This is a genomic window from Cupriavidus sp. GA3-3 (assembly GCF_000389805.1).
Taxonomy (GTDB): Bacteria; Pseudomonadota; Gammaproteobacteria; order Burkholderiales; family Burkholderiaceae; genus Cupriavidus; species Cupriavidus necator_D.
In genome coordinates this window covers 257,569-282,738 of sequence record NZ_KB944479.1, presented here as the reverse complement: position 1 = coordinate 282,738, position 25,170 = coordinate 257,569, and the positions used below count along the sequence as shown (strand labels likewise).

Sequence of the window (25,170 nt, the reverse complement as noted above, 5' to 3'; positions counted from 1 at the left end):
CCAGTCGTGTTGCACTGCTGACAGTCTGAAGGAGTAAGCATGAGCCACCGTATCGGGAACGCGCTGGTGATCGCGACCGCGCTCGCTGCCGTCGGGCTTGCGATCAAGCAGAACACGCATCTGTTGGCCAGTTCCCCGGCACACTTTGCCTTGGACCGTGAACGGTGCTTCGGCGTAGCCAGGGCAGGCAGGAACGACTGCGGCACCGCGCTGCACGCTTGCGCGGGCCGCGCCCGCCACGACGCCGCCGGCGATGAATGGCTGATGCTGCCCGCCGGCACCTGCGCCCGGATCGCGGGTGGCAGCCTCAGGTCTGCCGCACCCTGAGCGGTGGCTGCGGGACCGCGCGATGAAAGAGGAAGGACAGACACTGACGGCACCGCACCGGCAGAAGTCGGAACGTATTGCGGCAAGCATGGCACGGAAAATCGCTGCGGGGCTAGCAGCGAAGCTCGCCGCGTTGGGCCAGGGCATGCAGTTGCCGCCACGAGTACGGCGGGAGCTGGAGCGTGAACAGTATCTGAGCGAGTTGCTGGTGACCTCACTGCAACTGCTGGTGCTGCTCCTGTTCGCGGTCCTTTATCTCGGAACGCCCCCGGGCTTTTCACCCGACGCGCCCGTACGCGCGGTACCGCTCGGCATCTCGCTGTTCGCGGTGCTGGCGTTGGTCCGGCTCTACCTTGCCATGACCCGGCAACTGGCCAACTGGATGGTGGGACTGAGCGTGGTGGCCGAAATGGCAGTCCTGATCTTCGTCATCTGGGCCTACCACCTGCAGTACGAGCAGCCTGCCCAGATGTACCTGAAAACCACCGAATTCGCCTATATCTTCGGCTTAATCGCCTTGCGTGCCCTGCGCTTCGAACCGCTCTGGGTGGCGCTGTCGGGCCTCACAGCGACCTTGGGCTGGCTGCTGTTGCTGCACTACGCGCTGACACACGCGAGCGGCAACCCTGTCACCTGGGACTATGTCACCGCATTGCGCTCGACCCAGATCCACTACGGAGCGGAGTTCGACAAGCTGCTTTCCATCCTGATCGTCAGCGCCACGCTGGCATTGGCCCTGGCCAGGGCGCGCGGCTTTGTGGTCAAGGCCGTCAAGGGCCAACTGGCGGTCGCGGACCTGTCGCTATTCTTTGACGATTCCGTGGCCCATCGCATCACCGACTCCGAAGCAAGCGTCATGGTCGGCCACGCCGAGCTGCGCGAGGCGTCGGTCGTGTTCCTCGACATGCGCGGCTTCACTCAGGCGTCTGCCATGCTGCAGCCCTCCGCACTGATCCAATTACTGGGCGAATACCAAAGCCTGGTTGTGCCGATTGTCAAAGCGCATGGCGGCAGCATAGACAAATTCATGGGCGACGGCATCCTTGCCAGCTTTGGCGCCGTCACTGCCGACGATTGCCATGCGGCAAATGCCTTGCGTGCCATCGATGCCATCCTGGAAGCGGTTGACCAATGGCGGGTTCGGCGGCAGTCCAGCGGTCAGCCTGCACCTGACGTTGGCGCTGGGATGGCAAGCGGGCCGGTGCTGTTCGGCATACTCGGGCATGGCAGCCGCCTTGAGTACACGGTGATTGGTGACACGGTCAATCTTGCGGCCAAGCTTGAGAAGCAGAACAAGATCCAGGGGACGCGAGGCCTCACCACGCGAGCCAGCTATCAGCGGGCTCGCGTGCAGGGCTATCTTGGCGAGAAGCACGTCCTTCCCCAGCAGTCTGTAGGCGGCGTAAGCGGCACGATGCAGCTGGTGGCCCTGGCACTTTCATCGGATGCCTAATTGATTTGTAGTGTCCTGCTGTATGTCAGCGCTGGCAACTCTTGCCGCGTGGCATTCACTTTCATGAACTCTCGGTGATCCCCCGTTGGCAGCCAGTGGCGATCACCATTTATCTCGACGAAGGGCTCTGTAGCTGTAAGGGAGCAAGGACGAGAAGACCCCAGAGGGCACAACTGACTTATGCTGCCAGTGAATAGAATTGCTCTGCAGCGGACGGATTGCGCCCTTCGTGGGCCTGCATCTGGCCCTTGGCAATCATGTGCATGAGCTCGATACCGCCCAGCAGGATGCGCGCGCAGCGAAAGTCCTTGAATCCCAGCATTGGTCGAGTCAAGCGTTTGATGGCTCGATGGTCCTGCTCGACAATGTTATTCAGGTACTTGACCTGCCGGATGGTGACGGGAGTTTCTCGTTCGGCGTTAACGTCATGCAGGGCCGCTAGGTTAGATGCGCTGCCGTCGATGGTCACCGTGTCAGGCTGGCCGTGCTGCGCGATGGCCTTCTCGAAAAACCGCCGTGCTGCGGCCTTGTCAGGCTGGGCGCGCAGCAGGAAGTCGATGGTATTGCCCCCCTTGTCGACCGCCCGGTACAGATACTTCCACTTGCCGCGTACCAGGATATAGGTTTCGTCCATGCGCCAGCTTTTCCCCACCGGGCGCTTGGAGCGGCGAAAGATTTTGTTTAGCGCCGGCAGCAGCATTTTCAGCGCCCAGCGGTGCACGGTCGATTGGTCAACCGAGATGTCACGCTCGGCCATCATCTCCTCGAGATGACGCAGCGGATAGGCGACATACCAGCGCATGCAGGTCAGCATCACCTCCAGCGGATAGTGCAGGCGCTTCAATACCTTCGCAATCTCCGCGTTCATCATCGCTGCCCACATTGCCTGAGTTCGATACCGGCTCATTCTATCGGAGGCCTATTGCGACAAAGCCCGTAGGACTGTTCGAAGCCCCGCGCCGCCGGGCTCTGCTCTTCCTTCTGGCCTAGGTGCCACTTGCCGGTCATGTAGGTGTAATAACCGGCATCGCGCAACAGATCCGGGAACGCCACCAAGTTCTGGTTCAGGTAGCCTTCGTAGCCCGGCTTGCCGCGCTGCTCGGGTACCATGGTCTCGGCCATGGCGCCGAGGCCGGCGCGGTGGCTGTCCACGCCGGACATTAGCATGGCACGGGTGGGCGAGCAGGTCGGTGCGACGTAGAACTGCGTCATGCGCACGCCCTGACGTGCCAGCGCGTCGAGGTTAGGCGTATGGATTTCCCCGCCAAAGGCCCAGATGTCGGAATACCCGAGGTCATCGGCCAAGATCAGCAGGGTATTCGGCCGCTGGTCCGCACCGCGCGGAGCCGAGTCCGCCGCAGACGCCACGCTGAGGATGCTGGTCGCCAGCACACCCGCCAGCAGAATGACTGCACCATTTACTGTTGTCACCTCCTGATTCCGGAACGTCGTCGGCTCAATGCGCTCCGGCACCGCGAGCATCGCGCCGCTGCAGCAAATCCAGCGCCACATCAACGATCATATCCTCCTGCCCGCCCACCATGCGCCGCTTGCCCAGCTCGATCAGGATGTCGAACGCCGACAGCCCATACCTCTGCGCGGCAACTTCGGTATGGCGCAGGAAGCTCGAATACACGCCCGCATAGCCAAGCGCCAGCGTCTCGCGGTCCACCCGCACCGGGCGTTCCTGCAGTGGACGCACGATGTCCTCCGCCGCATCGATCAGCGTCTTGACGTCGCAGCCGTGGTTCAGTCCCATGCGATCCGCCGTGGCGATGAACACCTCCAGCGGCGCGTTGCCCGCGCCCGCGCCCATGCCGGTCAGGCTGGCGTCGATGCGGTCGCAGCCATGCTCGAGCGCCACGATCGAGTTTGCCACGCCGAGCGACAGGTTGTGGTGGGCGTGCATGCCCGTCTGCGTCTCGGGCTTCAGCACATCCCTGAATGCCTTGAAGCGGTCGGCAACGTCGTACATGTTCAGCGCGCCGCCGGAGTCCACCACGTACACGCATTGCGCCCCATAGCTCTCCATGCGCATTGCCTGTTCGGCCAAGTGCCGTGGCGTGGTCATGTGACTCATCATCAGGAAGCCGACGGTGTCCATGCCCAGGTGACGCGCGTACTCAATGTGCTGCTTCGAGATGTCGGCTTCGGTGCAGTGCGTGGCCACCCGCACGATGCGGGCGCCAGCTTCGTAGGCCTGCTTCAGGTCATGGATGGTGCCGATGCCTGGGAGCAGCAGCGTGGCCACTTTCGCGTGCTTCAGCACATCAGCCACCGCCGCGATCCATTCGAGGTCGGTGTGGGCGCCGAAGCCATAGTTGAAGCTTGAACCCTGCAGGCCGTCGCCGTGAGCGACTTCGATGCTGTCGACGCCGGCGACATCCAGCGCACGCGCAATACGCACGGCCTGTTCCAGCGAGTACTGATGGCGGATGGCGTGCATGCCGTCGCGCAGCGTGACGTCGGAGACGTAGATCTTCTTGGTCTTGTCGAACATGGGAATTCCTCCGGGGATCACAGGCCGAGCTTCGCGGCGGCCAGCCGGTCCGCGGCCGCCAGCGCCGCGCTGGTCATGATGTCGAGATTGCCGGCATAGGCCGGGAGGTAGTGCGCCGCGCCTTCGACCTCCAGGAAGATCGACACCTTCAGGCCGGCCTGCCGACCGATGCCCGGCAGGTTCAGCGCCCGCTCCACCGCATAGCGCTCGAACTGTACGGCCTGCTTCAGGCGGTAGCCCGGCACGTACTCGGCTACGCTGGCCGCCATGTCGCGCACCGAGTCACGGATCGCGTCCTGGTCGGCGTCGAGCTCGGCCAGGCAGTAGACCGTGTCGCGCATGATGAGCGGCGGCTCGGCCGGGTTCAGCACGATGATGGCCTTGCCGTGGCGCGCTCCGCCGACCTCGACGATGGCCCGGGAAGTCGTCTCGGTGAACTCGTCGATGTTGGCGCGCGTGCCGGGACCGGCCGACTTGCTGGCAATGGACGCAACAATCTCCGCGTAATGGACCGGGGCGACGCGGGAGACAGCGCGCACCATCGGGATGGTCGCCTGCCCGCCGCAGGTGACCATGTTGATGTTCGGGGCATCCAGATGCGCGTCAAGGTTGACGACTGGGATGACATAGGGACCGATGGCCGCTGGTGTCAGGTCGATCACGCGCACGCCGCGCTCCTGCAGCAGCGCGTTGTTGCGCGCATGCGCGCCAGCGGAAGTGGCGTCGAAGGCGATGCCGATGTCTCCGAAGTCCGGCATGGCGAGCAGCCCGTCAATGCCTTGCGCCGTGACCGGCACGCCCATGCGCGAGGCCCGCGCGAGGCCGTCCGAAGCGGGGTCGATGCCGACCATGGTCCCCATCGTCAGATGCCGCCCGTGGCGCATGACCTTGATCATCAGGTCCGTGCCGATATTGCCCGAGCCGATGATGGCAACCGGGATCTTCTTGCTGTCTGGCTTCATCATGGTTCCTGGTGTCTTATTCCGCGAACACGGCGCGCACTTCGCCGAGGCCTTCGATGCGGGCCACTAGGCGGTCGCCGGCGCTGACCGGAACCATGGGACCAAGGGCACCGCTCATCAGCACATCGCCGGCCTTCAGCGGCGAGCCCATCCTGACCATCATGTCCGCCAACCAGGCTGCCGCATTGAGCGGATTGCCCAGGCAGGCCGTGCCCGTGCCGGCGGACACCTGCTGGCCGGCGCGCTCCATCGTCATGGCGCAGTTCACCAGGTCCAGATCGTGCAGGTGCACCGGGCGGGAACCCAGCACGAACAGTCCGCTGGATGCGTTGTCGGCAATGGTGTCCGCGAGCGTGATGTCCCAGTTGGCGATGCGGCTGCCGACGATCTCGATCGCGGCAACGGCATAGGCGGTCGCGCCGATGATATCGGCGAAGGTGTGCTTCTCGTGCGTCAGGTCACGCTCCAGCACCAGTGCGATCTCGGCTTCCGCCTTGGGTTGGAGCGTGCGCGACAAAGCGATCTCCTCGCCGTCGCCGACGGCCATGTCGGCGAACAGCATGCCGAAATCGGGGGCATCCACGCCCAGCTGCTTCTGCACGGCAAGCGACGTCAGACCGATCTTGCGGCCGACCAGGCGGGTGATCTCCAGCCGCTGTCGTGTGTTGTGCGCCTGCACGGCATAGGCTGCGCCCACGACGTCGGCGCCGGTCGCCGCTTCCCGGATCAGTTCGCGGACCGGCGGGCACGGCGTGCGCGTGGCCTCCGCCTCCCGCAGGCGGCGCGCGATATCGGCAATCAGTTCTTGGTTCAAGTCGGACTCCTTCTTCTTGAAAATGGTTGACGGCATTCAGTGCGGGATCTGCCTGAAGCCGCCATTGAGGTAGACCAGGGCGTCCTGCCCGGCGCCGTTGGCGCAGCCCCTGGTCGCGAGCACTTCGCACAGGAAGGCGTGATGCGTACTTTCGTCATAGACCTTGACCACGCGGCAGTCGAAGTTGACGAGCGCGTCGTCAAGCGCCGGCGAACAGGTCACCATCGTGCTCCAGCCGCCATGCCGGAAGCGCTCGTCGCCGTGCACACCTTCGATCATGCCGGCGAAGGCCTTGGCTACGCCTTCCTGGTGGCTCGACAGCACGTTCACGCACAGCGCGCCGCTGTCCATGATGATGTTGGCCGCCACGACGTTCTTGTTGACGAACACGGCCAGGCGCGGCGGCTCGGCGGTGACCGAGACTACTGCTGTGGCGGTCAGCCCGGCCCGCGCCTGCTCATGTCGAGCGGTAACGATGCTGACGGCTGCGGCGAAGTTGCGCAGACCGCCGCGGTGCTCCTGTGCGCTGACGGCAGGCAGCGCGAGCAGCTCGGGGTTGGGCGTCCAGTCAAGACGCTGGTTGATTGGCTGGTTCATCGAAACTCTCCTTGTTCCTTACGATGCCGGCGTCGACGGCTCGGCCCTTTGCAGCGGCGTGACGCCCGGCTCCGGCACGGTGCGCTTGCCCGGCGGAAACAGGAAGCACGACAGGGCCGGCAGCAGGATCAGCGCCCCCAGCATGTTCCAGAGGAACATGAAGGCCAGCAGGATGCCCATGTCCGCCTGGAACTTGATTGGTGAAAAGCTCCACGTGGCCACCGCCAGTCCCAGCGTGACGCCGGTCAGCACCACCACGCGGCCGGTGAACAGCAGCGCCTGGTAATAGGCCCGCGACAGGCTTTCCCCCTTGCGCAGGAACGACAGCATCACGGTCAGCATGTAGAGTGCGTAGTCGACGCCGATGCCCACGCCAAGCGCGATCACCGGCAGCGTTGCCACCTTCACGCCGATGCCGAGCGCCACCATCAGGGCTTCGCACAGCACCGAGGTCAGCATCAGCGGCAGCACCGCGCAGATCACCCCGCGCCACGAGCGGAAGGTGATGAAGGCCAGCAGGATCACGGCCGCGTACACCAGCAGCAGCATCTGCGTGTTGGCGGTCCTCACCACGATATTGGTCGCCGCCTCGATGCCGGAGTTGCCGGCCGCCTGCAGCACCTTCACGTCCTTGTCGTCGTTGCGCCGCGCGAAGTCCTCGACCGCGGCCAGCACGGACGCCAGCGTGTCCGCCTTGTGGTCCTTCAGGTACGCGTAGACCGACAGCAGGTCGCAGCGCTGGTTGAAGATCTCGCGCGGGGCGCGCGTGACGATCGCGTTGATCATGCTCTGCGCGCGCGGGATTTCGTACCAGAGCATGCTGCCCTCGTTCATGCCGGCCGCCATTTTCCTGGCCACCGCTGCCAGCGAGTTGGTGGATTCCACGCCGGGAAGCTGCTGCAGCTCCCACTCCAGCGCGTCCACCCTGGCCAGGTTGGCGTAGCTCGCGCATTCTCCCGGCGGCGTCTTCAGCATGGCCACGAAGATGTCGCTGCTGGCGGCATAGCTCTGCGTCATGAAGGAGTTGTCGCGGTTGTAGCGCGAGTCCTGGCGCAACTCTGCCGCACCCGGATCGAGGTCGCCGATCTTCAGGTGCAGGCTGGCAGCGAAGCCGGCGGCGCCCAGCACGACGGCCACGGCCAGTGCCACGGCAGCCCACCGGCGCTGCGTGAAGCGGTCGAGAAACGCCCACAGTGCATGCTTGCCGTGGCCGTCCTGCATGCCTGCGGTCTCCGCCTTCAGGCTGCGCTGCGCCGCCCCGGCGCTGACGCCCGTGAAGGACAACAGGATCGGCAGCAGGACCAGGTTGGTGAAGATCAGCGCCGCCATGCCGATGCTCGCGGTGATGGCCAGGTCCTGGATCACGCGGATATCGATGACCATCAGCACCGCGAAGCCGACGGCGTCGGCCAGCAGCGCGGTCAGCCCGGCCAGGATCAGGCGGCGGAAGGTATAGCGCGCGGCCACCAGGCGGTGCGTGCCGCGCCCGATGTCCTGCATGATGCCGTTCATCTTCTGCGCGCCGTGGCTCATGCCGATCGCGAAGACCAGGAACGGGACCAGGATGGAGTACGGGTCGAGCTCGAAGCCGATGGTCGGCAGCACGCCAAGCAGCCAGACCACCGCCACCAGCGAGCACGACACCACCAGCAAGGTGCTGCGCCAGCAGCGCGTATACCAGAACAGTACGGCCGTGCAGAAGGCAATCGCCACGGCAAAAAACAGCAGCACCTGCTGCAGGCCGCTGATCAGGTCGCCGACGATCTTGGCGAAGCCGGTGACGTGGATCCGGATCCGGTCGCTCTCATAGCGCGTGCGGATCTGTTCAAGCCGGTCGCCCAGCTGGTGGTAGTCCAGCCGCTCACCCGCGCCGTCGCTACCTTCCATCAGTGGCACCAGCACGATGCTGGAGCGGAAGTCGGCGGCGACCAGGCTGCCGATCTCGCCGGAGCGCTCGACGTTGGCGCGCAGCTTGCGCATCGCATCGGGCGATCCGTCGTAGCTGTCCTCGATCACGGGGCCGCCGTCCAGCCCGTCTTCCGTCACGCCGATCCAGCGCACCGCGGGCGTCCACAGAGACTTCATGAACGGTCGGTCCACGCCCGGCAGCAGGAACACCTCGTCGTTGATCTTGCGCAGCGTTTCCAGGTACTCCGCGTCATAGATGGTGCCCTGCGTGTTCTCCACCGCGATGCGCACCACGTTGCCCAGGCCGGCCAGGTCCGCCTTGTGCGCCAGGTAGTTGACGATATACGGGTGCCGGGCCGGAATCATCTTCTCGAAGCTTGCGCCGAGTGTGAGCCGGGTGGCCTGGAAGCCGAGGATGGCGGTGACGAGCAGGCACAGCGCGACCACCACCCCGCGATGGTTGAACAGCAGCCGTTCGATGAAGGAGCCGGATTGCCGGTCGAAGTCGCTGAGGTCCCGGATCACCGGCGGCTCGTACCCTGTCGGAACATGGCTCATGGCTTGCCTGCCTCTTTCCCGTTGCCGGCGGCGAACCGTACCGGCCCCCGCACGGTGCTGCCCACCAGCGCGCCATCCGCTGCCAGTGCGATGTCCGTCATAGGCTGGCCGCGCGCCGCCGCGCGGAACTGGCGGCCGTCGTCGTCGCTGCGATAGGTCTGGCCCGATTCGTCGACCAGCAGGAAGCCGCCCGCGCCGAGCCGCGTGCCGGCCGTGATGGAAACTGGCGGCAACTCCACCCGTTCCCAATGCATGCCTGCGTCCGCGCTGCGATAGACGTTTCCCTTCAGGCCATAGGCAAGAATGGTCTGGCCCGAGGCCGAGGACACCGCGCCGAAGAGCGTGCCCTTGCCAGGGAAGTCAATACGGCGGAACTGGCGGCCACCGTCTGTGGACGCCAGCACCGTGCCCTGCTCGCCGAGCAGCAACAGGGCGTCGCGCGTCGGCACGATGGCATACAGATGGCGCGCATCGGCGGCGGCCAGGCTGCCCATGAACGACAGCCAGCTGCGGCCGCCGTCCTCGGTGCGGAATGCCATGCCATAGGCACCCACGGCTATGCCGTGCTGCGCGTCGGAGAAGCGCACGTCGAGGAAAGGCTTGTCAGCGCCGTCCTCGACAAGCTGGCGGGCATCGGCCGTGCGGCGCGATGCATCGCCCTCCTCGCGCTTGGCGGCGGCCAACTCTGTCCTCGCCGCCCTGGTGCCGTCGAGCTGCATGCTCCAGCTCTCGCCGCCGTCGCGCGTGGCCAGCACCACGCCACTGTGGCCGACGACCCAGCCGTTCCTGTCGTCGACAAAGCGCACGCGCGTCAGCGCTACGGAGACGGGCACCTTCGCCTGCCGCCAGCGATTGCCGTTGTCGTCCGACAGCAGGATGACGCCACGCTCGCCAACGGAAACCAGGCGGTTGCCAGCGCGGGCCACTGACAGCTGCACCAGCGTTGCCGCTTTCTCCGAGGTCACGGCGGGCTTGTCGAGTACGTCGGCATTAGCGCTGCTAAGGCAGCACGCGAACGCCAGCGGTAGCAGCCAGCCGTTCCGGCTGGCGGCGATGTTCAATACGATCATGGGATCACGCATCTGGGGGCTTTCAATATGGCATTGCAGAGTGCTGCCCGCCGGAGTTTCCGGCAGGCAGCACGCGCGCGTCAGCGTGCGCCGGCGTTGCTCAAGGCATCGCCGGTGAAGTAGCTGACCGGGCGCGGCGTGACCAGCTTCAGGCTGTCCATGTACTGGATCACCGACATGCTGTTGGCCTGCAGGTTGTAGACCACGGAGCAGCTGGAATCGAGCGCGCCGCCGGCCTCCGGGACAACCTGGTTCATCACGTGAGAGACGCGCCACAGCTTGCCTTCGGCGTCATAGCCGTCCATCGTCAGCACGCCCCAGCTGTCCTCGTCGATATAGAGCCGGCGCTTCGGCACCGCATGGCGCTTGCCCTGCGCCAGCGTGGCCTCGACTACCCACACGCGGTGCAGCTCCCAGCGCACGGCATCTGGGTTGGTGTGGAACGGCACAATGGCCTTCTCCTCGCCCGCGGCAAAAAACCGGTTGTTGTTGTACGGAACGTAGATCTCCTGCTTGCCGACCAGCTTCCAGTTGTAGCGGTCGAGGCGGCCCATGAAGCCGTAGACCTCGTCGAAGTAGTTGGCGCCGGACGCGATGAAGTCAGGGGTGTCGTAGCCGATGGTCGGGGCGCGCCGCACGCGCCGCTGGCCGACCAGGTACTGCCAGGCCGGCGGCTCCTGCGACACGTCGAGCGAGCCGTGCGACACCACGGCTTCGCCGGCCTTGAAGGTCGGCGCGACGGTCTCCAGGCGTACATACCGGTAGACCTTGCCGTATTTGTCGGCGTTGCCATCCTTCTGCCAGTACGATGACAGGTTGGCCAGCTGCGTCTTGGACACCATGCTGTACTTGCCATCCGACGTGCCGACGAAGTTGCGCGACACGCTGTCGAAGGCCACCGGCGTCGGGTGGACGAGGTGGTTCATCATGACTTCGTTGCCGTTCTTCGGGATTGGAAATGGAACGCCACCCCACGCACCCTCGAAGCTCAGGCCGTTGTCGGTGAGCCTGGCCGTGGTTGCCGCCTTGAATGTGTTGTCATAGACCCATTGCGGCGCGCCAGCCGTGCGATGCGTCGGGTAGACGTCAAGCCGGAAAGACGGGTATCTCCTGAGCAGCGCCATGGTGCCTTCGGTCAGCTTGCCGGCGTGCTGGCTCATGTTCTGCGCGGTGATCTGCAGCACTGGCTTCTCCGCGGCGAACGGGTCCGGGTACTTGCCGTTGCCGGCGCCGGGAAGCGCCGCCGAATACGCGCCGGTCCAAGCTGGGATCGTGCCCTCCTTGTTGCCCGCCTTCTCGGCCCCGAGCGGGGTCAGCGTGGACTTCAACTGCGCCGCTTCGTCGGCCGGAACGGCGGCCCATGCGATGTTCGCCGCGAGCGTGGCGATGGCGATGGCCGCGGCCATCTGCTTGTACTGCGTCATGCGGGTCTCCTGGAGTGGTGGTGCTGGCTGGGCTTCAGAACGTGGTCTGCACGGTAAGTGCGACGAAGTCCCGGTCCTTGTAGAACTGCTTGTAGGAGGCGTAGGACGGCGTCAACCCGTCAGACGGGGACGGTGCCGTACCGCTGCCGCCAAAGAAGTGGGTGTAGTTCAGGCTTACCTTCACGTTGCGATGGATGGTCGCGACCATGCCGAGCGACAGGTCGCCGCCGCGCTCCGGCGCCATGTGCACGACCGCCGAGCGGCCGAACAGGCCATAGCCGATACCGATCGGCATATCGATATCGACGTTGGGCCAGACCTGGAAGAAGGTCGGCGTGAACACCAGGCGCACCGCGGCCGCGTCGCGGGTGCTGGTGGTGCTGACCGGGTCCGGCACGCCAGGCGCGACGGTCGGCCGGTAGGTGATGTCGAGAAGCCGGTTGTAGGCAAGCTCGCCGACGAGGCTGGCGCCGCCCCACAGCGCGTTGCCGCCGAAGACGCTGATCGCCGACAGGTTCAGGTGCAGGGAATTGCCGCGCGCGTACGGCGTGTTCCGGTCATTGTCGGCCGCCGGACTGCCGCTCATGATCAGGTCGCCCGGGACCGCCAGCGGTGCATTGCGCCGGGTGGAGATCTCACCGGCGATGTTGGTCTCGCCGACAACCGTGGAGAAGCTCGCCCCGTACACATCGATCTTGCGCGCGTACATCAGGTTGTACGTGCCGCTGCCGAAGTTGCCACCGCCCGTCGCGACCGAGGGCACGTTCAGCACGGCGATCGGTGCCTTGTCGTCATAGCGCGCCGCGTACAGGCCATAGTCGACGTCCCCGGCCTTGAAGCGGAACTGCATGCCGAACTGGCCATTGTTGCGACCCTTGGCATCCGCGCCACGCGTGGCGAACGGCGTCGGTGCCCCCAGCGCTTGCTGCATGGCGCGCGGCAGCAACAACAGATCCGCACCATCGCCGACGAAGTCGGCCGCGCTGAAATAGCTGCCGGCGGCGGGAATCCGGCTGGCGCGCCAGCCGAACTGATAGTACGCGCCAACGCTCACGTCGGGCGCGATCGTGAAACTGCCCGATACCTGTGGCACCGGCAGCGCGATCTCCTTGAACTGCGTATTGGGCAACGACAGCGCCTTGATCGCATCGACCGGCCCCTGGGCGGCGGCGATGCCGTTCATGCCGAGGAACAGGGACTCGCCGTACAGCAGCGTGTGCTGGCCCGCACGCAGCGTCAGGCTGCGGTCGGCAATATCGAACTGCCCGAAGATGAACGCGTCCATCAGTTCGGCGCGCTCGCCCATGGTCCGCTTCGTGCCATGGGGAATCGCGTTGTTGGCGCCGCCAAGCACTGCCGCCTGGGTGTTCGGCACCGGGGTGTTGAAATCGTTGTGGTCGCGCGTGTAGCGGCTGTCGTTCCAGTACGCGCCGGATACGCGGAACCCGACGTCCTGGTACTTCAGGTCGAACTCGGACAGCACGTCGAAGCGGCTGTTGATCAGGCCATTGCGGTTGCCCAGGTCGCCGAAGTCGACGTTGGGCTGCATGCCGTTCTGGTTGGTCACGTACGGATCCGGGTCCTTGAGACGACCCGCGGCGGTATACTTCACCGTGTTGTCCCAGCGCGCCTTCACGTCCGACCACCCTTCCAGCTCGAACGCGTGTGCACGGCCGCTGCCGACCAGCGCCGCCAGATACGCGAGAAACAGGGGGCTCACGACGTGGGCGTTGCGCCATGCCTTGGACTTCTTCATGTCTTCCTCCACCAGTCTTCTGGTTGTGCTTATGGACCTGGTTATGGGTCCGTGATCCCGGACCTTCGTCATGCTTGCGGGCCGCCGCGCCGGGCGGCGGTCGTGGCGCTTCTCCCCTCCCCGGGAGAGGCGCCCGTGCCGGTCAGGCCCGCGCAGGCGCGGGCACGCCGAACACGCCGGGCGGAACCGGCTCGCCGAGCAGGTAGGCACCAAGGACGGCGGAGAAGTCGTCCTCGTTCTGGGTGATGTGGTTGCATCCGGCCAGCAGGGAGCGCAGCTGGCGCTGCATCGGCGTGTTCAGGAAAATGCCGCGCGCACCGCTCTTCTTGAACAGCATGTGGCCCGCGCCGAAGCAGTCCTTGCCGGTCGCCTGCACGTCCAGGAATTGCTGCACGCGCACTTCCAGCGGCACCAGCTCGCCGCGCCGCGCGTAGACCGAGGCTTCCTGCGTGCATTGGAGGATGCGCGCTCGCGCCGAGCGGATCTGCAGCATGGCCGTGCCGAGCTTCTCCTGGATAAACGGGTTCTTGGCCGGGTTGGGTCCGAGCGCGAACTGGTTCTGCTTGGGCCTGGTGTGCTCGATGAACAGATCGGCCATGCCCTGCGCAAAGCCGACGAGCGCCGAAGAAATCACGCCGGAGAATACCTGGTTGAACGGCAGCTGGTAGGTTGCCGCAGCGCCCGGGACCAGCTGATAGTCAAGGAAGCTGTGCGAACGGTGGTCCGGAACGAAGGCTTCGGTCTTGATCTTCAGGCTCTTGCTGCCGGTGCCGCACAGGCCCACCACGTGCCAGTCGTCGATCAGCTCATAGTCCTCGCGATTGACCAGGAACGAGCGCAGGTCGCGGAAGTTGCCCGAGTCGTCGTACACGCGTGCGCCAAGGAAGGCGCCGCCGGGTGCATGCTCGGAGCCGCTCGACGTGGGCCACTTGCCGGACAGCATCCAGCCGCCCTCGACCTTGCGGGCCTTGCCGAGCGGCGCGTAAGACGAGCTGACCAGCACCTCTTGGTCTTTTCCCCACATTTCTTCGCCAACGCGCGGGTCCATCTTGCCGAATTCCCACTGGTGGATGCCCAGGATCGCAAGCGTCCACCCGCTCGACGGACAGCCGCGGCCGATCTCCATCACCACGCGGTAGAACGCTTCGGGGTTCATCTCGTAGCCGCCCCAGGCGGCCGGCTGCAGGATCCTGAAGAAGCCGGCCTGGCGAAAGGCTTCCACGGTAGACGGCGGCACGGCGCGGTTCTCTTCCACGCTTTCGGCCTGCTCGCGCAGCCAGGGAATCATGGCCTGCGCGCGCTGCACCAGCTCTTCCGTGCCCGGCACAGCAATGTTCTTTTCCACAATGACGCCCACTTTGTCTTCTCCTTGGTTCTCTTGGGTTCCCTTCGGCTCAGCACTGGCCCGTCGTCAGGAAGTTGCGTATGACGGTGTTGAATTCGTCGGGCGCTTCGTACTGCGGCCAGTGCGCCGCGTCGGCCTTCATCACGTAGAGCTGGCCCCTCGGCGTGCGGGCGCAGGCGGCCTCGGCGGCGGCGACGTCGTGGACCGGGTTGTAGCGCGTCCACAGGTAAAGGGTTTCGCACTGGATGTCCTGCGGCTGCATCATGGCGCCCTCCTCCGCCAACTCGTGGTGGCGGCGGACCAGCGCGAACACCAGCGGCGCGGTCTTCTGGAAATCGGGTCGGCTGTACAGGGCAAGCCGGCTCCCGATCAGCTCGTCGTCGAGCAGGTGCCAGTTCGACTCGTGCATCAGCCATTGCATGCGCAGGCGGATGGTCTCCATCGAAGGCGGCTTGCCGAAGTTCTTTCGGTTCAGCTCGTCCAGGTCACGCAGATCCTGCCGGCCCTTTTCCGTGACCACGGGAATGCCCGCCGCGGTGTTCAGCACCAGGCGCTTGACGCGATCCGGGTGCATGGCCGCGAAGACACCGGCGACGAACCCGCCCAGCGATTCGCCGGAGATATGGGCCGAACGGATGCCCATCACGTCCATCAGTTCGGCGAGCAGCCTGGCGTACGTGACGGGCGTGTATTCGACGTCTTCGCGCTTCTCCGACAGGCCATGGCCGATGAAGTCGAGCGCGATCACGTGGAACGTGTCGGACAGCGCCATCACGTTCTTCGCATAGGCTTCGATATGCCCGCCGATGCCGTGCATCAGGAACAGCGCTTCGGCATTGCCCTTGCCGGCTTCCGCGATGCGGATGGCGCCGAAGCTGGTCTTCACATAGCGGATCTCCGCGCCGAGGAAATCAAGCCACAAGCTCATATGGGTCTCCCTTTCGGATTGGTTGTGTCTGGGCTGGTTGGGGAAATGGTTGATGGCGGCGCGCGCTCACGCCTGCTGCGGCATCGGGGGACGATGGCCCCAGTCGCTGAGCTGGGTGTAGTTGCGGACGTTCCACTGCGCATCGTCGATGACGATGCCGCCCCAGCCGAATTCGATCGCGAAGCCGGACGGCGTGACGCAGTAGAAGGACACCATGCCGTCATTCGGATGATGGCCGATTTCCATCATCACCGGCACGCCGGCCTTGCGCACGCGGTCATAGGCAAGGCCGACGTCGTCAAGCGCTTGCACCTGCAGCAGCAGGTGGTGCATCTTCTTCGGGAACGGCATGCCCGCCGTGGCGAAGGAATGGTGGCGGCCCGTGGCAACGTGGAAGAAGGTGGAGTCCACCGTCACGCCGGGAATCGTCTCCGAGTCGCGGATGTAATCGGAAATCTTCAGGCCAAGCACGTCGGTGCAGAATTTGACTGCGCCCGCGTAGTCGCGCGACACGCCGAAGACATGGCCCACGCCAAGGCGGCCGGTCTCGAAACCCTTGCCAACGAGAGCCGGGGAACGGAACGGCTGGGACATCGGCGCATGGGTCGGGCCGCAAAAGAACTCGTGGCGGAAGCCTTCCGGGTCGATGCAGTAGTAGACGGCCTCGGCCTGGCGCGACTGCGCGAGCTGGCGGTCGCCGTGCACGACTTCGACATGGCGTGCGCGCAGGCCCGTCACGTAGTCCTGCAAGGCTTCCGGGGTATCGAGGTGCCAGCCGAGCGCGACCAGGTCATCGTCCTCGCCGCGTTCCAGCAGGATGCGCTGCGCCCACTCGTCCATGCGCAGCGACAACGCGCCGCTGGTGCGGCGGCTGGCCTGCAGACCCATGATGTTGGTGGCAAACGATTCCCACAGATCCAGGTCGCTCACGTTGAGGACGACGTAACCCAGGGCGGAAATTTCCGACATGCTGTCTCCTTGCTTGCCCGCCATGCGGGTGATGACGGGCGGAATTCTTTGGTTGAGAAAATCTGCCGTTTTTGTTCGGCGTCACTACCTATCCGCAATCGGCGTGCCAGTGCCGCCCGCGGGCGTCTCGGGACGCGCGGGGAAAAGGCTCATGTCGTTGATATTTCTGAAGTTTTTTGGAGCGCGAGGGTGTGCGGGGCGCGCGTCAGTACGCGGCGTCGGGGCGATTCACCTGATAATTTTCCGCAGATGCAGGGAGTTCGGCGTTGCGCCGCTTGCGAATTTTCGCAGGCGCAGTTTCGTGCGCAAAAAAGAATGCCCGGCAGGCATGGACGCCTCCGGGCATGGTCGGGGGTCGGCCGGCGTACCGGCCGGTCAGTGCAGCGAAACGCCGTCCTCTCCCATCTTCTTGATCCGATAGGACAGTTGCGCGCGCGTCAGGCCAAGCAGGCTGGCCGCCCGGGTGAAGTTGCCCTGCGCCGCCTTGAATGCAGCCTTGACCAGCGTGTTCTCGATCACGTCCATCGATACCTGCGAGCGCGCGACAATGCCTTCAGCCCACACGGCTAGGGCCTCCGCCTCGTGGCTGGCTTCGGGCGAGGCAGCGTCCAGGTGATAGTCGCGCTTCTCCGCGAGCAGGCCCAGCTCATTGAGCGCCATCGGACCCTGCGCGCCCATCTCGCTGTCGATCGTGACGAGCTGATGGTAGCCCAGCGGCTGGTCGTCCTCGCCCAGGATGATGCCGCGCTCGATCACGTTCTCGAACTCGCGCACGTTCCCGGGCCAGCGATAGTTGAGCAGGATCTGCAACGCCTGCGCCGTCACGCCGCGGATGCGGCGGCCATAGCGTTCGCTGTACTTGCGCAGCAGGTGCTCGAGGAGCAGCGGAATATCGTCGCGCCGTTCCCGCAGCGGCGGAATCTGGATCGGGAAGACATTCAGGCGATAGAAGAGATCCTCTCGAAAGCGGCCTTCGTTCACGGCGGCCCACAAGTTCTCGTTGGTCGCGGCAATGATCCGGACGTCGACCTTGCGGGTCGCCGCGCTGCCCAATGCCTCGAACTCACCGGTCTGGAGCACGCGTAGCAGCTTGCCCTGTGCGGTCATCGGCAGGCTGCCGACCTCGTCAAGGAAAAGGGTGCCGCCATCCGCCACCAGGAAGCGCCCCGGCCGCGCTTCGCCGGCGCCGGTGTACGCGCCGCGCTCAACACCGAAGAGCTCCGCCTCCATCAGCGACTCGGGAATTGCCGCGCAGTTAAGCTCCACGAACGGCTTGTCGGCCCGCGCGCTGAGGCGCTGTATCTGCCTCGCGAAGGCGCTCTTGCCGACGCCGCTCTCCCCAAGCAACAGCACCGTCGCCGTGGTCGATGCCACGCGCTGGATCTTGTGCATGACGTTGTTGAAGGCGACGGAGGCGCCAATCACCCCCTCGGCATTGCCGGAGCGCGAGCCGCTCTCCATCTTGACCGACATTGCCTGCGCTGCGGGGCGCTCCGACGGTTCTTTTGGCGCGAGGCTGAAGGGCCTGGGCTCGTAGTAGGCCAGGTCAAGCTCGGCATCGGGCCAGTCCTCGACCGGCCGTGCGATGCAGTGGCAAACGTCCGCGCCCATGGCCCGGCATTCGACTTCACGGACGAGAATGCGTCGGCCCAGGCAGGTGCTGAGAAAGCCGGAGGCATAGCCGGTCTCCATCCAACAAGCGGGGGAGCCGCCAATGCCGAATGCCTCGATATGCAGCTGGTCTTCGTAGCTGTTCTTCCAATAGAAGTCGATATGGCAGGAGCCCTTTTCGATATTGACCTCCTGGGTCAGCACGACCGGCGGGCTGACAATGCCCTGCAGGGCGTGGAAATATCCGCCGGTGATCAGAAGCTGCTCGACGGACGTGCCGGGTGGCTGCAGCTTCAGCGCAAGCTCGGCATCGCGACATCCGGCCGAGTAGCCGAAGCGCGTCAGCAGGCCGCGCGTCGCTTCCATGCCGACTCCCAAGACAAACTCCTGCCGCAAGGCGCCCAGGGACTCCACATGGAGAAGGACCATACGGCGGTCTTCGAGCCAGATGAGGCCCTCCGCCGGATTGAAATGCAGATGCTTCAGTACATCGGCCGGTTCAAGGCTCGAGGTGGCGCGCACCACCGCACCGTCACTCTTCTTGGTTGACGCCCTTTTCATTGTCTGACTCCAGCCTGCCGGCGGCCAACACCGCCGAATCGCTTCAATTTTTGGCCGTAGAGTATCAGAGCAGGACGCAGCAGGACTTTCGCGTCGATACGACTCGATAGTCAGCTGCCGCGGATGCCCTGCATATATGCTTTATAGATCACAACGTTCCTGCATTCAATGCAGTACATAACACAAGGCACCGTTATCGTGCCTTATCGCCTGGCTTGGTAACGCCAAGATGGGGTCCATCCTGGTCGCGCGCGCAGCGCCCTGTTTGCTGGCGAGTCTGGGGGGCGCAACTGCAGTTGCCGGCTGCCAGTAGCGGTCGTCACGACGATTCCAGCGAACGGCAGGAGTGGCGGCAGAAGCGACGCTAGCCCTTGGTCATCAATGCATCCCGCATGACAGCCTTCGATGACAGCCGCAACGGCAAAGCCTTTTCGCAGCTTGCATCCGGGTTACTCCCGACTGCGAACTGCCAATTGTCGACAGTCTTGGCGAAACCATCCAATGAGAATGGCACTCGGCCACCGTCGACCTAGCGGCGGCGGCAGCCAATCAGTCAATCAAATGATGGAGACGTGCATGACCACGCCACAGAGCCCGACACGATTGCAGGAACGCCGCGAACAGATTGTCCGCGACCATTTTGCCGACGAGATCAGACAGGACTTCGACGCCGTCCTGTCGACCTTTCCCCACCCGCACTATGAGCTCATTGCCAACGGCAATGTCTTCGACGGGGACGATGAGGTCCGCCGGTACTACAGCCAGAGCCGTCAGGCATTTCCCGATCAACGAAGCGAGATCATCCACCTCCGCCACACCGACGACGCCGTGATCGTTGAATTCTGGTTGCTTGGCACGCATCGCGGCACGCTGAACGGCTTGCCCGCCACCGGCAATGCGTTTCGCTGCCGGATGATTGCCCTGTTCTTGTTCGATGGCGAGACGCTGACCTGTGAGCGGATCTACTTCGATTCGCTGACGCTGATGCAGCAGTTGCTTGCCGGCTTGCCCGCCGAGATGCAGGCGCAGGCCCTACGGGGCATGCTGTCGCCGAAGGGCGACCCGATGCCGGCAACTGCCTGAGGACGGTGGAGATAACGATCATGTCCCTACCCAACGTCACGACCCACCAGGACCGCCTTCTCACCCTCAACACGGAAACTGCGCCGCGTTTGCCCACCGAAGTGCCAGGGGTCACCATCACACCGCTCTTTCTCGATCGCGAACACGGCATCTGGGTGCTATATGGGCGATTCGAACCGGGAACCATACTGCCCAAGCATTTCCACACGGGAACCGTGCATTTCTATACGACCCGGGGCATGTGGCAATACGCGGAATACCCCGATGATCCACAGACCGCCGGGAGCTATCTCTATGAGCCGGGCGGGTCGATCCATACGTTCACGGTGCCGGCCGATGCCAGCGAGGCCGCCGAAGGCTTCATGGTGGTGCACGGCGCCAATGTCAATTTCGTGGGCGACAACTACCACAGCATCATGGATGCGGGTGCCATCGAAGCGGCAATCCTGGGCGCGGTGAGTGCCGGCATGATGCCCATGCCGCGCTATATCCGCCCGAATGGCGGCGCGGCGTTCTCCGCACCATTAGCCTGAAACAGGAGCACCCCCTCAGGCCAGGCGCCGCAAGGCGTCCTGGTCCAGCACCGTCACGCGTCCATAATCCAGCCGCAGCAACCGTTGCGACTCCCATTCCTTGAGCTGCCGGTTGATGCTCTGTCTCGACACACCAAGCATCTGACCGAGGTCTTCCTGCGACAGGCGCAAGGCCGATCCGCTGCCCTCCGGAGCGGACAGCAAATGGGCATGCTGCGCAGCCAGCAGCCGGCGGGCAAGCCGCACCGGTAGCGGCTGGAGGATGGTCTCGTCGATCCATTCCAGCGCCCAGCGGTAGCGCCTGCAGATCAGGCGGATGAATTCCATCAGGAAGTCCGGACGCCCATCGACAATCTCGTGAAATGCCTGTGCCGACACCACAAGCAGTTCGCTATCGACAATGGCGCGCGTGTCATAGACACGCGGCGCGTCGATGAACAGCGAGACCTCACCAAACCATTGTCCCGGCTCCAGCATGCTGACCACGGCTTCGCGGCCGTTCGATGCCGTCACGCTGACACGAATCATGCCCCTATCAACGCAGAACAGCGCATCGGGTGACGATCCGTAGGTGAACAGCACCTCGCCCTTGGCCAGACGCTTGCGCATGGCATGGGTACGCAGCAATCGTTCAAGCTCGGGTGACAGAAGTTCCGGGGCGGGACTGGGGTCTTGCGCGGTGCGTGGCATCAGGAATCATGGGCTGGGCAGGGGCCACAAGAGCATAGCAAGTACGCAGCGCTACCGGCCAATTTACATGGCAAGGGTTATCCCCCACCCGCGACTGCCAAAAGGCGACAGTCTCGGGGATCGCCCACTCTCGATAATTGGCGCCAGCGCTCCGGCTGTCACGGATAACGAGAGGAGATGTATGACATCGATGGCCCCCAGTTCGACAACGACCGGCAAGACCGACGATCTGCTGTTTCGCAAGATCAGTTGGCGATTGCTACCCGTGCTTTGCCTCTGCTACGTCTTCAATTACCTGGACCGTACCAACGTAGGCTACGCGCAATTGCAGATGAAAGAGCATCTTGCGTTGAGCGATGCCGTCTTCGGTATCGGTGCCAGCATTTTCTTCGTCGGCTATGCACTATTCGAGGTGCCGAGCAATATGCTGCTGGCCCGCATCGGCGTGCGGGCCACGCTGCTGCGCATCATGGGGCTATGGGGTCTGGCCTCAGCCGCGATGATGTTCGTCGCGACGCCCACGCAGTTCTACATCCTGCGGTTCCTGGTCGGCGTATTCGAAGCCGGCTTCGCACCGGGCGTCCTGTACTACCTGACGCTATGGTTTCCGCGCCGCCGGCTCGCCCAGGCAACCGCCCTCTTCTTCATGGCCTTCAGCCTGGCGCCGATTGTCGCGGGACCAACGGCCGGCGCAATCATGACGTGGCTCGACGGCGCGCGTGGCATGCGCGGCTGGCAATGGCTGTTTGTCCTCGAAGGCATTCCATGCGTGCTACTGGGCATCATGGCTTTCGCCACGCTGCCGGACCGGCCCGAGCAGGCGGGATGGCTCGACGATGCCGAACGCGACAGGATCGCGCACCTGCTCCGGGCCGACGCCCCGACGTCCACCACCCACGGTGGTGGCGGCGTGCGTGCGGCGATCCGCGATGCACGCGTCTGGGTGCTTGGATTTGTGTCGTTCCTGGTTATCCTCGGCATCTATGCGTTGGCGTTCTGGAAGCCGACGCTGCTCAAGGGAATGGGCCTGTCCATCATGCAGGTAGGGTTGGTGGCGACCATTCCCGCAGCCTGCGGCGTAGCCGCCTCCCTGCTAATCGGCCGTCACTCCGATCGGACCGGCGAACGTCGTTGGCACTTTGCCATTGCCGCACTGGTGGCTGCCGTGGGGCTGATGCTGACGACGCTGTTTCCGAAGGATCCTTTGCCCGCCATCCTGTGCCTGACGCTGGTTAGCATCGGCACATCGAGCGCCTTCACAGTCCTGTGGTCGATGCCCGGCGGCATCCTGACCGGCCAGCGTGCCGCGGCGGGAATCGCCATCATCAGCACCGTAGGCGGCAGTGCCGGCATGGTGGCGCCCGCCGCAGTCGGCGCGATCAAAGCGGCAACCGGCAGCTTTACGCTCAGCCTCTACCTCCTGAGCCTGGCGCTGGTACTGGCGGCGGTGATTCTGGTCACGTGGTTCCGACCGCGCGATGCGGGACCAGTGGTAGAGGGCTCCATCCAAGCACGCTGAGCGCCCGTGCGATGGTGCGCTCAGGCCGTGCCGACGGGAGGCGGTGCGCAGGATTCGCGCATGACAACCTGTGTGGTCAGCCGCACTTCCTGACCCCGTTGCGCCTTCGCCTGGGCCCGGTCCTCGCCGCCGCCAATCGCTCGAAGTAGAATTTCAGCGGCGGCCGTGCCCACTGCCTCGAGATCCCAACTGATCGCGGTGATCGCTGGCGAATACAGTTGGGGGAGATCGCCGTCACCGACGCAGATCAGGCTGACATCGTGCGGTACGCGATAGCCGGTTTGTCGCGTTGCCTGCAGTACGCCCGACAGGATGCGGGTGCCCAGGCAAATGAATGCCGTGGGCCGAGACTTTGCGGAAAGCAGGGCCAGCGCGTCGCTGAACGACAAGTCCATGGCCGAGCGGCTTGCGCGCACTAGCGTTTCGTCCACCGTCAGGCCGCGCTCCGCCATCGCCGCGCGATATCCATCGATGCGTTCGCGTCCGGGCCGCAAGGCGCCGTCGGATGTCAACAGCGCGATGCGCGTATGACCCAGGTCGAGCAGGTACCGGCAGGCTTCATATGCGCCTCGGAAATGATCGACGTGAACGCCCGAGCCCTGCGCGCCAAAGTCGCGATCCATCGCCACGACGGCAAGATCACGCGAGACCTGTTCGAGGTAGTCTGCGCGTTCTACTTCGCAGGGGCCAAGAATCAGCCCATCAACTCGGCGCCGGCGGAACAGGTCCACCATCAGTTCTTCCTGCGCTTTGCTGTTGTGTGTATTGCCAACCACCATGGCGTAGCCTTCGCGCTGCAGGCGGATCTCCACCGCGGTAATGATGCGGGCATACAGCGGGTTGGCCAGGTCGGAGACCAGCAGCCCCACCACCCCCGACGTTCCGGTACGCATGCTTTGCGCGATCGGATCGGGCGCATACGCCAGGGCCTTCGCCGCCCGCTCCACAGCCAGGAGGGCCGCCTCGCTTACGGGACCACTACGATTGAGCGCCCGCGACGCAGTGCCCAACGACACGCCGGCAGCGCGCGCCACGTCGCGAATCGTGACGCGCGTGGGCGTATCGGGACTGGTGGTGCGCGTTCGGCTGCTCATCTGTGATCCTGAAGGGGAAAATGCGAGCGGATGGCGGCCGGGCCGCAAACTCGTCGATCGTGATTATCGCCGAATTTCCGGGCCGTCCAGTCCTGGCCTCAGTACATGGCTCGCCCGCCGCTGATGTCGAATACCGCGCCCGTGCTGAAGCTGCAGCGCGCGGAACACAACCAGGCGGCCATCTCGGCCACTTCCTCAACGCGGACAAAGCGTTTCATCGGTACGCGCTCAAGCAGGCGCGACTGCAATTGCGCGCGCTGGCTCTCGTGGTACACGCCGAAGATATCGGTATCGGCTGCGCTGGGCGTGATGCAATTGACCAGCACACCCGTTTCGGCCAACTCCTTGCCCAGGCTCTTGGTCATCGATATCAGCGCAGCCTTCGATGCCGCGTAGGCCCCGGCGAAGGGATTACCCTCCTTGCCGGCAATCGACGCCACGTTGACCACACGGCCGTAGCCACGGGTCACCATCGCCGGCACCACCGCTTGCATGCACTGCAATGCCCCGAAGACGTTCACGTCAAAGACACGCTTCCATTCGTCCAGCGAGGCGTCGATCGTGGGACCGCTGCGCCCGAGAATAGCGGCATTGTTGACCAGCACGGTGGGCCCGCCCAGCGCGTCCGCAGATTGCGCAAGTGCGTGGTCTACCTGTGTGCGGTCGGTAATGTCAACCGGGACGGGCAGCACATTCGCGCCGCTTGCGCGCAGCGATTGCCCGGCCTCGTCGAGCTGCCCGGCATCGCGATCCCACAATGCCACCGAAAAACCGTCGGCGGCAAGCCGGGCGCCAATCGCCAATCCGATGCCACGCGCGCCGCCGGTTACCACCGCGACGCGCCGTCCCGGTTCCATGCTTTCGCTGGCGGTCATTGCCCCGCTCCAATCCCGCGAATCGGATCAGCGCCGTCCCAGCCCCTGGCCGCCGCGGCGATCGTCGCGAAGTACTCGCCCTTGCCGCCGGCCATCTCCGAAATCTCCACGATGTTGCCCGGCAGGTCCGCATGCATGTAGTAGGCAAACCGGCCGCGCATGCCCATGCGGCCGCCGTGGCCCTCCACATAGCCGCGCGCCCGCAGCGCTTCCGCGTATTCGTCGAACCTGTCGTCGGTCCAGTAGGCGATGTGCTGCATGCCTTCGCCGGCGTGCTTCAGCGAATCCAGGTACAGCGACGGCGCGTCGTTGCGTTGCTGGATCAGCTCGATCTGGACACCACCCGAATTGGCCAGCGCGATCGACAAGTCCGGGAGCGCCGATGCTTGTCCGTAGTAGCGGAACTCCGTGGTCCCAACCGCTTCCTTGTAAAACCAGGGCCCGACGGCGAGCACGTCACTCCAGTGCCGCATGGCCTTTTCGATATCGCGCACAACGTAGCCAATCTGGCAAACGCCACCGAACAGCAAGCTCATTCTGCCTCCTCGTTGAATTTTCTGGAAACGTTTCCATTCTATGAATGTATCGGATGA

The 25,170-nt window shown here is 64.6% G+C and carries 23 protein-coding genes; 5 read left to right on the top strand and 18 right to left on the bottom strand.

Going from position 1 to position 25,170, the window contains the following annotated elements; genetic code table 11:
- The first annotated feature begins 39 nt into the window (after positions 1–39).
- Together C265_RS16775 and C265_RS16770 are read left to right on the top strand one after the other, a co-directional pair.
- Positions 40–327: a DUF2282 domain-containing protein gene (locus tag C265_RS16775; protein WP_010812012.1), complete on the top strand. Its 288-nt coding sequence runs from the start codon at positions 40–42 to the stop codon at positions 325–327.
- A gap of 22 nt (positions 328–349) precedes the next feature.
- Positions 350–1,780: an adenylate/guanylate cyclase domain-containing protein gene (locus tag C265_RS16770; RefSeq protein WP_011615324.1), complete on the top strand. Its 1,431-nt coding sequence runs from the start codon at positions 350–352 to the stop codon at positions 1,778–1,780.
- 178 nt (positions 1,781–1,958) lie between these two features.
- On the opposite strand, the gene C265_RS16765 is transcribed toward C265_RS16770, so the two are convergent.
- From C265_RS16765 to C265_RS16700, 14 genes are all read right to left on the bottom strand, one after another.
- Complete coding sequence (locus C265_RS16765; RefSeq protein WP_010812010.1) at positions 1,959–2,651, bottom strand: IS6 family transposase; 693 nt, start codon at positions 2,649–2,651, stop codon at positions 1,959–1,961.
- A 32-nt stretch (positions 2,652–2,683) separates the two neighbouring features.
- The gene (locus C265_RS16760) at positions 2,684–3,292 is read right to left on the bottom strand and encodes a sulfatase-like hydrolase/transferase (protein ID WP_305728166.1); all 609 of its coding nucleotides are present in this window, start codon (positions 3,290–3,292) and stop codon (positions 2,684–2,686) included.
- A complete protein-coding gene (gene dmpG, locus C265_RS16755) occupies positions 3,237–4,280 on the bottom strand; it encodes a 4-hydroxy-2-oxovalerate aldolase (RefSeq protein WP_010812008.1) in 1,044 nt (347 codons plus the stop codon). Before dmpG ends, C265_RS16760 begins: the two co-directional genes overlap by 56 nt.
- Before the next feature lie 17 nt (positions 4,281–4,297).
- A complete protein-coding gene (locus C265_RS16750) occupies positions 4,298–5,242 on the bottom strand; it encodes an acetaldehyde dehydrogenase (acetylating) (RefSeq protein WP_010812007.1) in 945 nt (314 codons plus the stop codon).
- 16 nt (positions 5,243–5,258) lie between these two features.
- On the bottom strand, positions 5,259–6,092 hold the full coding sequence (locus C265_RS16745) for a 2-keto-4-pentenoate hydratase (protein ID WP_010812006.1): 834 nt from the start codon (positions 6,090–6,092) through the stop codon (positions 5,259–5,261).
- A complete protein-coding gene (locus C265_RS16740; protein WP_010812005.1) occupies positions 6,093–6,653 on the bottom strand; it encodes a flavin reductase family protein in 561 nt (186 codons plus the stop codon).
- A gap of 18 nt (positions 6,654–6,671) precedes the next feature.
- On the bottom strand, positions 6,672–9,119 hold the full coding sequence (locus C265_RS16735; protein WP_010812004.1) for an RND family transporter: 2,448 nt from the start codon (positions 9,117–9,119) through the stop codon (positions 6,672–6,674).
- Entirely contained in the window at positions 9,116–10,189 is a 1,074-nt protein-coding gene (locus C265_RS16730) for a YCF48-related protein (RefSeq protein WP_081645136.1), read from the bottom strand. The genes C265_RS16735 and C265_RS16730 overlap by 4 nt, the downstream gene beginning before the upstream one ends.
- Before the next feature lie 80 nt (positions 10,190–10,269).
- Positions 10,270–11,613 carry a DUF1329 domain-containing protein gene (locus C265_RS16725; RefSeq protein ID WP_010812002.1) on the bottom strand — a complete coding sequence of 448 codons (1,344 nt, stop codon included), beginning with the start codon at positions 11,611–11,613 and terminating at the stop codon, positions 10,270–10,272.
- A 34-nt stretch (positions 11,614–11,647) separates the two neighbouring features.
- Positions 11,648–13,369: a DUF1302 domain-containing protein gene (locus C265_RS16720; protein ID WP_010812001.1), complete on the bottom strand. Its 1,722-nt coding sequence runs from the start codon at positions 13,367–13,369 to the stop codon at positions 11,648–11,650.
- A gap of 142 nt (positions 13,370–13,511) precedes the next feature.
- Entirely contained in the window at positions 13,512–14,726 is a 1,215-nt protein-coding gene (locus C265_RS16715; protein WP_010812000.1) for an acyl-CoA dehydrogenase family protein, read from the bottom strand.
- A 37-nt stretch (positions 14,727–14,763) separates the two neighbouring features.
- Positions 14,764–15,642 carry an alpha/beta fold hydrolase gene (locus C265_RS16710; RefSeq protein WP_010811999.1) on the bottom strand — a complete coding sequence of 293 codons (879 nt, stop codon included), beginning with the start codon at positions 15,640–15,642 and terminating at the stop codon, positions 14,764–14,766.
- Between the two features lie 66 nt (positions 15,643–15,708).
- Positions 15,709–16,611, bottom strand: coding sequence for a VOC family protein (locus tag C265_RS16705; protein WP_010811998.1), 903 nt, complete (start codon positions 16,609–16,611; stop codon positions 15,709–15,711).
- 375 nt (positions 16,612–16,986) lie between these two features.
- Positions 16,987–18,744 carry a sigma-54-dependent Fis family transcriptional regulator gene (locus C265_RS16700; protein WP_168163313.1) on the bottom strand — a complete coding sequence of 586 codons (1,758 nt, stop codon included), beginning with the start codon at positions 18,742–18,744 and terminating at the stop codon, positions 16,987–16,989.
- Positions 18,745–19,359: 615 nt separating this feature from the next.
- Here C265_RS16700 and C265_RS16695 point away from each other — a divergent pair.
- Positions 19,360–19,866: an ester cyclase gene (locus C265_RS16695; RefSeq protein WP_010811996.1), complete on the top strand. Its 507-nt coding sequence runs from the start codon at positions 19,360–19,362 to the stop codon at positions 19,864–19,866.
- A 20-nt stretch (positions 19,867–19,886) separates the two neighbouring features.
- A complete protein-coding gene (locus C265_RS16690) occupies positions 19,887–20,399 on the top strand; it encodes a 2,4'-dihydroxyacetophenone dioxygenase family protein (RefSeq protein WP_037024459.1) in 513 nt (170 codons plus the stop codon).
- A gap of 15 nt (positions 20,400–20,414) precedes the next feature.
- Here C265_RS16690 and C265_RS16685 read toward each other — a convergent pair whose 3' ends face one another.
- Complete coding sequence (locus C265_RS16685; RefSeq protein ID WP_037024457.1) at positions 20,415–21,089, bottom strand: Crp/Fnr family transcriptional regulator; 675 nt, start codon at positions 21,087–21,089, stop codon at positions 20,415–20,417.
- A 181-nt stretch (positions 21,090–21,270) separates the two neighbouring features.
- Between C265_RS16685 and C265_RS16680 the strand changes: the two genes are divergently transcribed.
- On the top strand, positions 21,271–22,608 hold the full coding sequence (locus C265_RS16680) for an MFS transporter (RefSeq protein ID WP_052181637.1): 1,338 nt from the start codon (positions 21,271–21,273) through the stop codon (positions 22,606–22,608).
- Positions 22,609–22,628: 20 nt separating this feature from the next.
- On the opposite strand, the gene C265_RS16675 is transcribed toward C265_RS16680, so the two are convergent.
- The 3 genes from C265_RS16675 to C265_RS16665 all read right to left on the bottom strand — a co-directional run bounded on the left by C265_RS16675 (position 22,629) and on the right by C265_RS16665 (position 25,113).
- On the bottom strand, positions 22,629–23,702 hold the full coding sequence (locus tag C265_RS16675) for a LacI family DNA-binding transcriptional regulator (protein WP_010811992.1): 1,074 nt from the start codon (positions 23,700–23,702) through the stop codon (positions 22,629–22,631).
- Between the two features lie 98 nt (positions 23,703–23,800).
- Positions 23,801–24,577: an SDR family NAD(P)-dependent oxidoreductase gene (locus C265_RS16670; protein ID WP_010811991.1), complete on the bottom strand. Its 777-nt coding sequence runs from the start codon at positions 24,575–24,577 to the stop codon at positions 23,801–23,803.
- Positions 24,574–25,113: a VOC family protein gene (locus C265_RS16665; RefSeq protein ID WP_010811990.1), complete on the bottom strand. Its 540-nt coding sequence runs from the start codon at positions 25,111–25,113 to the stop codon at positions 24,574–24,576. The genes C265_RS16670 and C265_RS16665 overlap by 4 nt, the downstream gene beginning before the upstream one ends.
- Positions 25,114–25,170 lie beyond the last annotated feature (57 nt).

What these genes read in the sequence shown, in the direction of transcription:
- C265_RS16680 (WP_052181637.1), top strand. Translation starts at nt 21,271, where the DNA reads ATGACATCGATGGCCCCCAGTTCGACAACGACCGGCAAGACCGACGAT.
- C265_RS16675 (WP_010811992.1), bottom strand. Translation starts at nt 23,702, where the DNA reads ATGAGCAGCCGAACGCGCACCACCAGTCCCGATACGCCCACGCGCGTC.
- C265_RS16765 (WP_010812010.1), bottom strand. Translation starts at nt 2,651, where the DNA reads ATGATGAACGCGGAGATTGCGAAGGTATTGAAGCGCCTGCACTATCCG.
- C265_RS16725 (WP_010812002.1), bottom strand. Translation starts at nt 11,613, where the DNA reads ATGACGCAGTACAAGCAGATGGCCGCGGCCATCGCCATCGCCACGCTC.
- C265_RS16775 (WP_010812012.1), top strand. Translation starts at nt 40, where the DNA reads ATGAGCCACCGTATCGGGAACGCGCTGGTGATCGCGACCGCGCTCGCT.
- C265_RS16670 (WP_010811991.1), bottom strand. Translation starts at nt 24,577, where the DNA reads ATGACCGCCAGCGAAAGCATGGAACCGGGACGGCGCGTCGCGGTGGTA.
- C265_RS16740 (WP_010812005.1), bottom strand. Translation starts at nt 6,653, where the DNA reads ATGAACCAGCCAATCAACCAGCGTCTTGACTGGACGCCCAACCCCGAG.
- C265_RS16665 (WP_010811990.1), bottom strand. Translation starts at nt 25,113, where the DNA reads ATGAGCTTGCTGTTCGGTGGCGTTTGCCAGATTGGCTACGTTGTGCGC.
- C265_RS16695 (WP_010811996.1), top strand. Translation starts at nt 19,360, where the DNA reads ATGACCACGCCACAGAGCCCGACACGATTGCAGGAACGCCGCGAACAG.
- C265_RS16760 (WP_305728166.1), bottom strand. Translation starts at nt 3,292, where the DNA reads ATGTGGCGCTGGATTTGCTGCAGCGGCGCGATGCTCGCGGTGCCGGAG.
- C265_RS16735 (WP_010812004.1), bottom strand. Translation starts at nt 9,119, where the DNA reads ATGAGCCATGTTCCGACAGGGTACGAGCCGCCGGTGATCCGGGACCTC.
- C265_RS16750 (WP_010812007.1), bottom strand. Translation starts at nt 5,242, where the DNA reads ATGAAGCCAGACAGCAAGAAGATCCCGGTTGCCATCATCGGCTCGGGC.
- C265_RS16690 (WP_037024459.1), top strand. Translation starts at nt 19,887, where the DNA reads ATGTCCCTACCCAACGTCACGACCCACCAGGACCGCCTTCTCACCCTC.
- C265_RS16720 (WP_010812001.1), bottom strand. Translation starts at nt 13,369, where the DNA reads ATGAAGAAGTCCAAGGCATGGCGCAACGCCCACGTCGTGAGCCCCCTG.
- C265_RS16745 (WP_010812006.1), bottom strand. Translation starts at nt 6,092, where the DNA reads ATGCCGTCAACCATTTTCAAGAAGAAGGAGTCCGACTTGAACCAAGAA.
- C265_RS16730 (WP_081645136.1), bottom strand. Translation starts at nt 10,189, where the DNA reads ATGATCGTATTGAACATCGCCGCCAGCCGGAACGGCTGGCTGCTACCG.
- dmpG (WP_010812008.1), bottom strand. Translation starts at nt 4,280, where the DNA reads ATGTTCGACAAGACCAAGAAGATCTACGTCTCCGACGTCACGCTGCGC.
- C265_RS16710 (WP_010811999.1), bottom strand. Translation starts at nt 15,642, where the DNA reads ATGAGCTTGTGGCTTGATTTCCTCGGCGCGGAGATCCGCTATGTGAAG.
- C265_RS16705 (WP_010811998.1), bottom strand. Translation starts at nt 16,611, where the DNA reads ATGTCGGAAATTTCCGCCCTGGGTTACGTCGTCCTCAACGTGAGCGAC.
- C265_RS16770 (WP_011615324.1), top strand. Translation starts at nt 350, where the DNA reads ATGAAAGAGGAAGGACAGACACTGACGGCACCGCACCGGCAGAAGTCG.
- C265_RS16685 (WP_037024457.1), bottom strand. Translation starts at nt 21,089, where the DNA reads ATGCCACGCACCGCGCAAGACCCCAGTCCCGCCCCGGAACTTCTGTCA.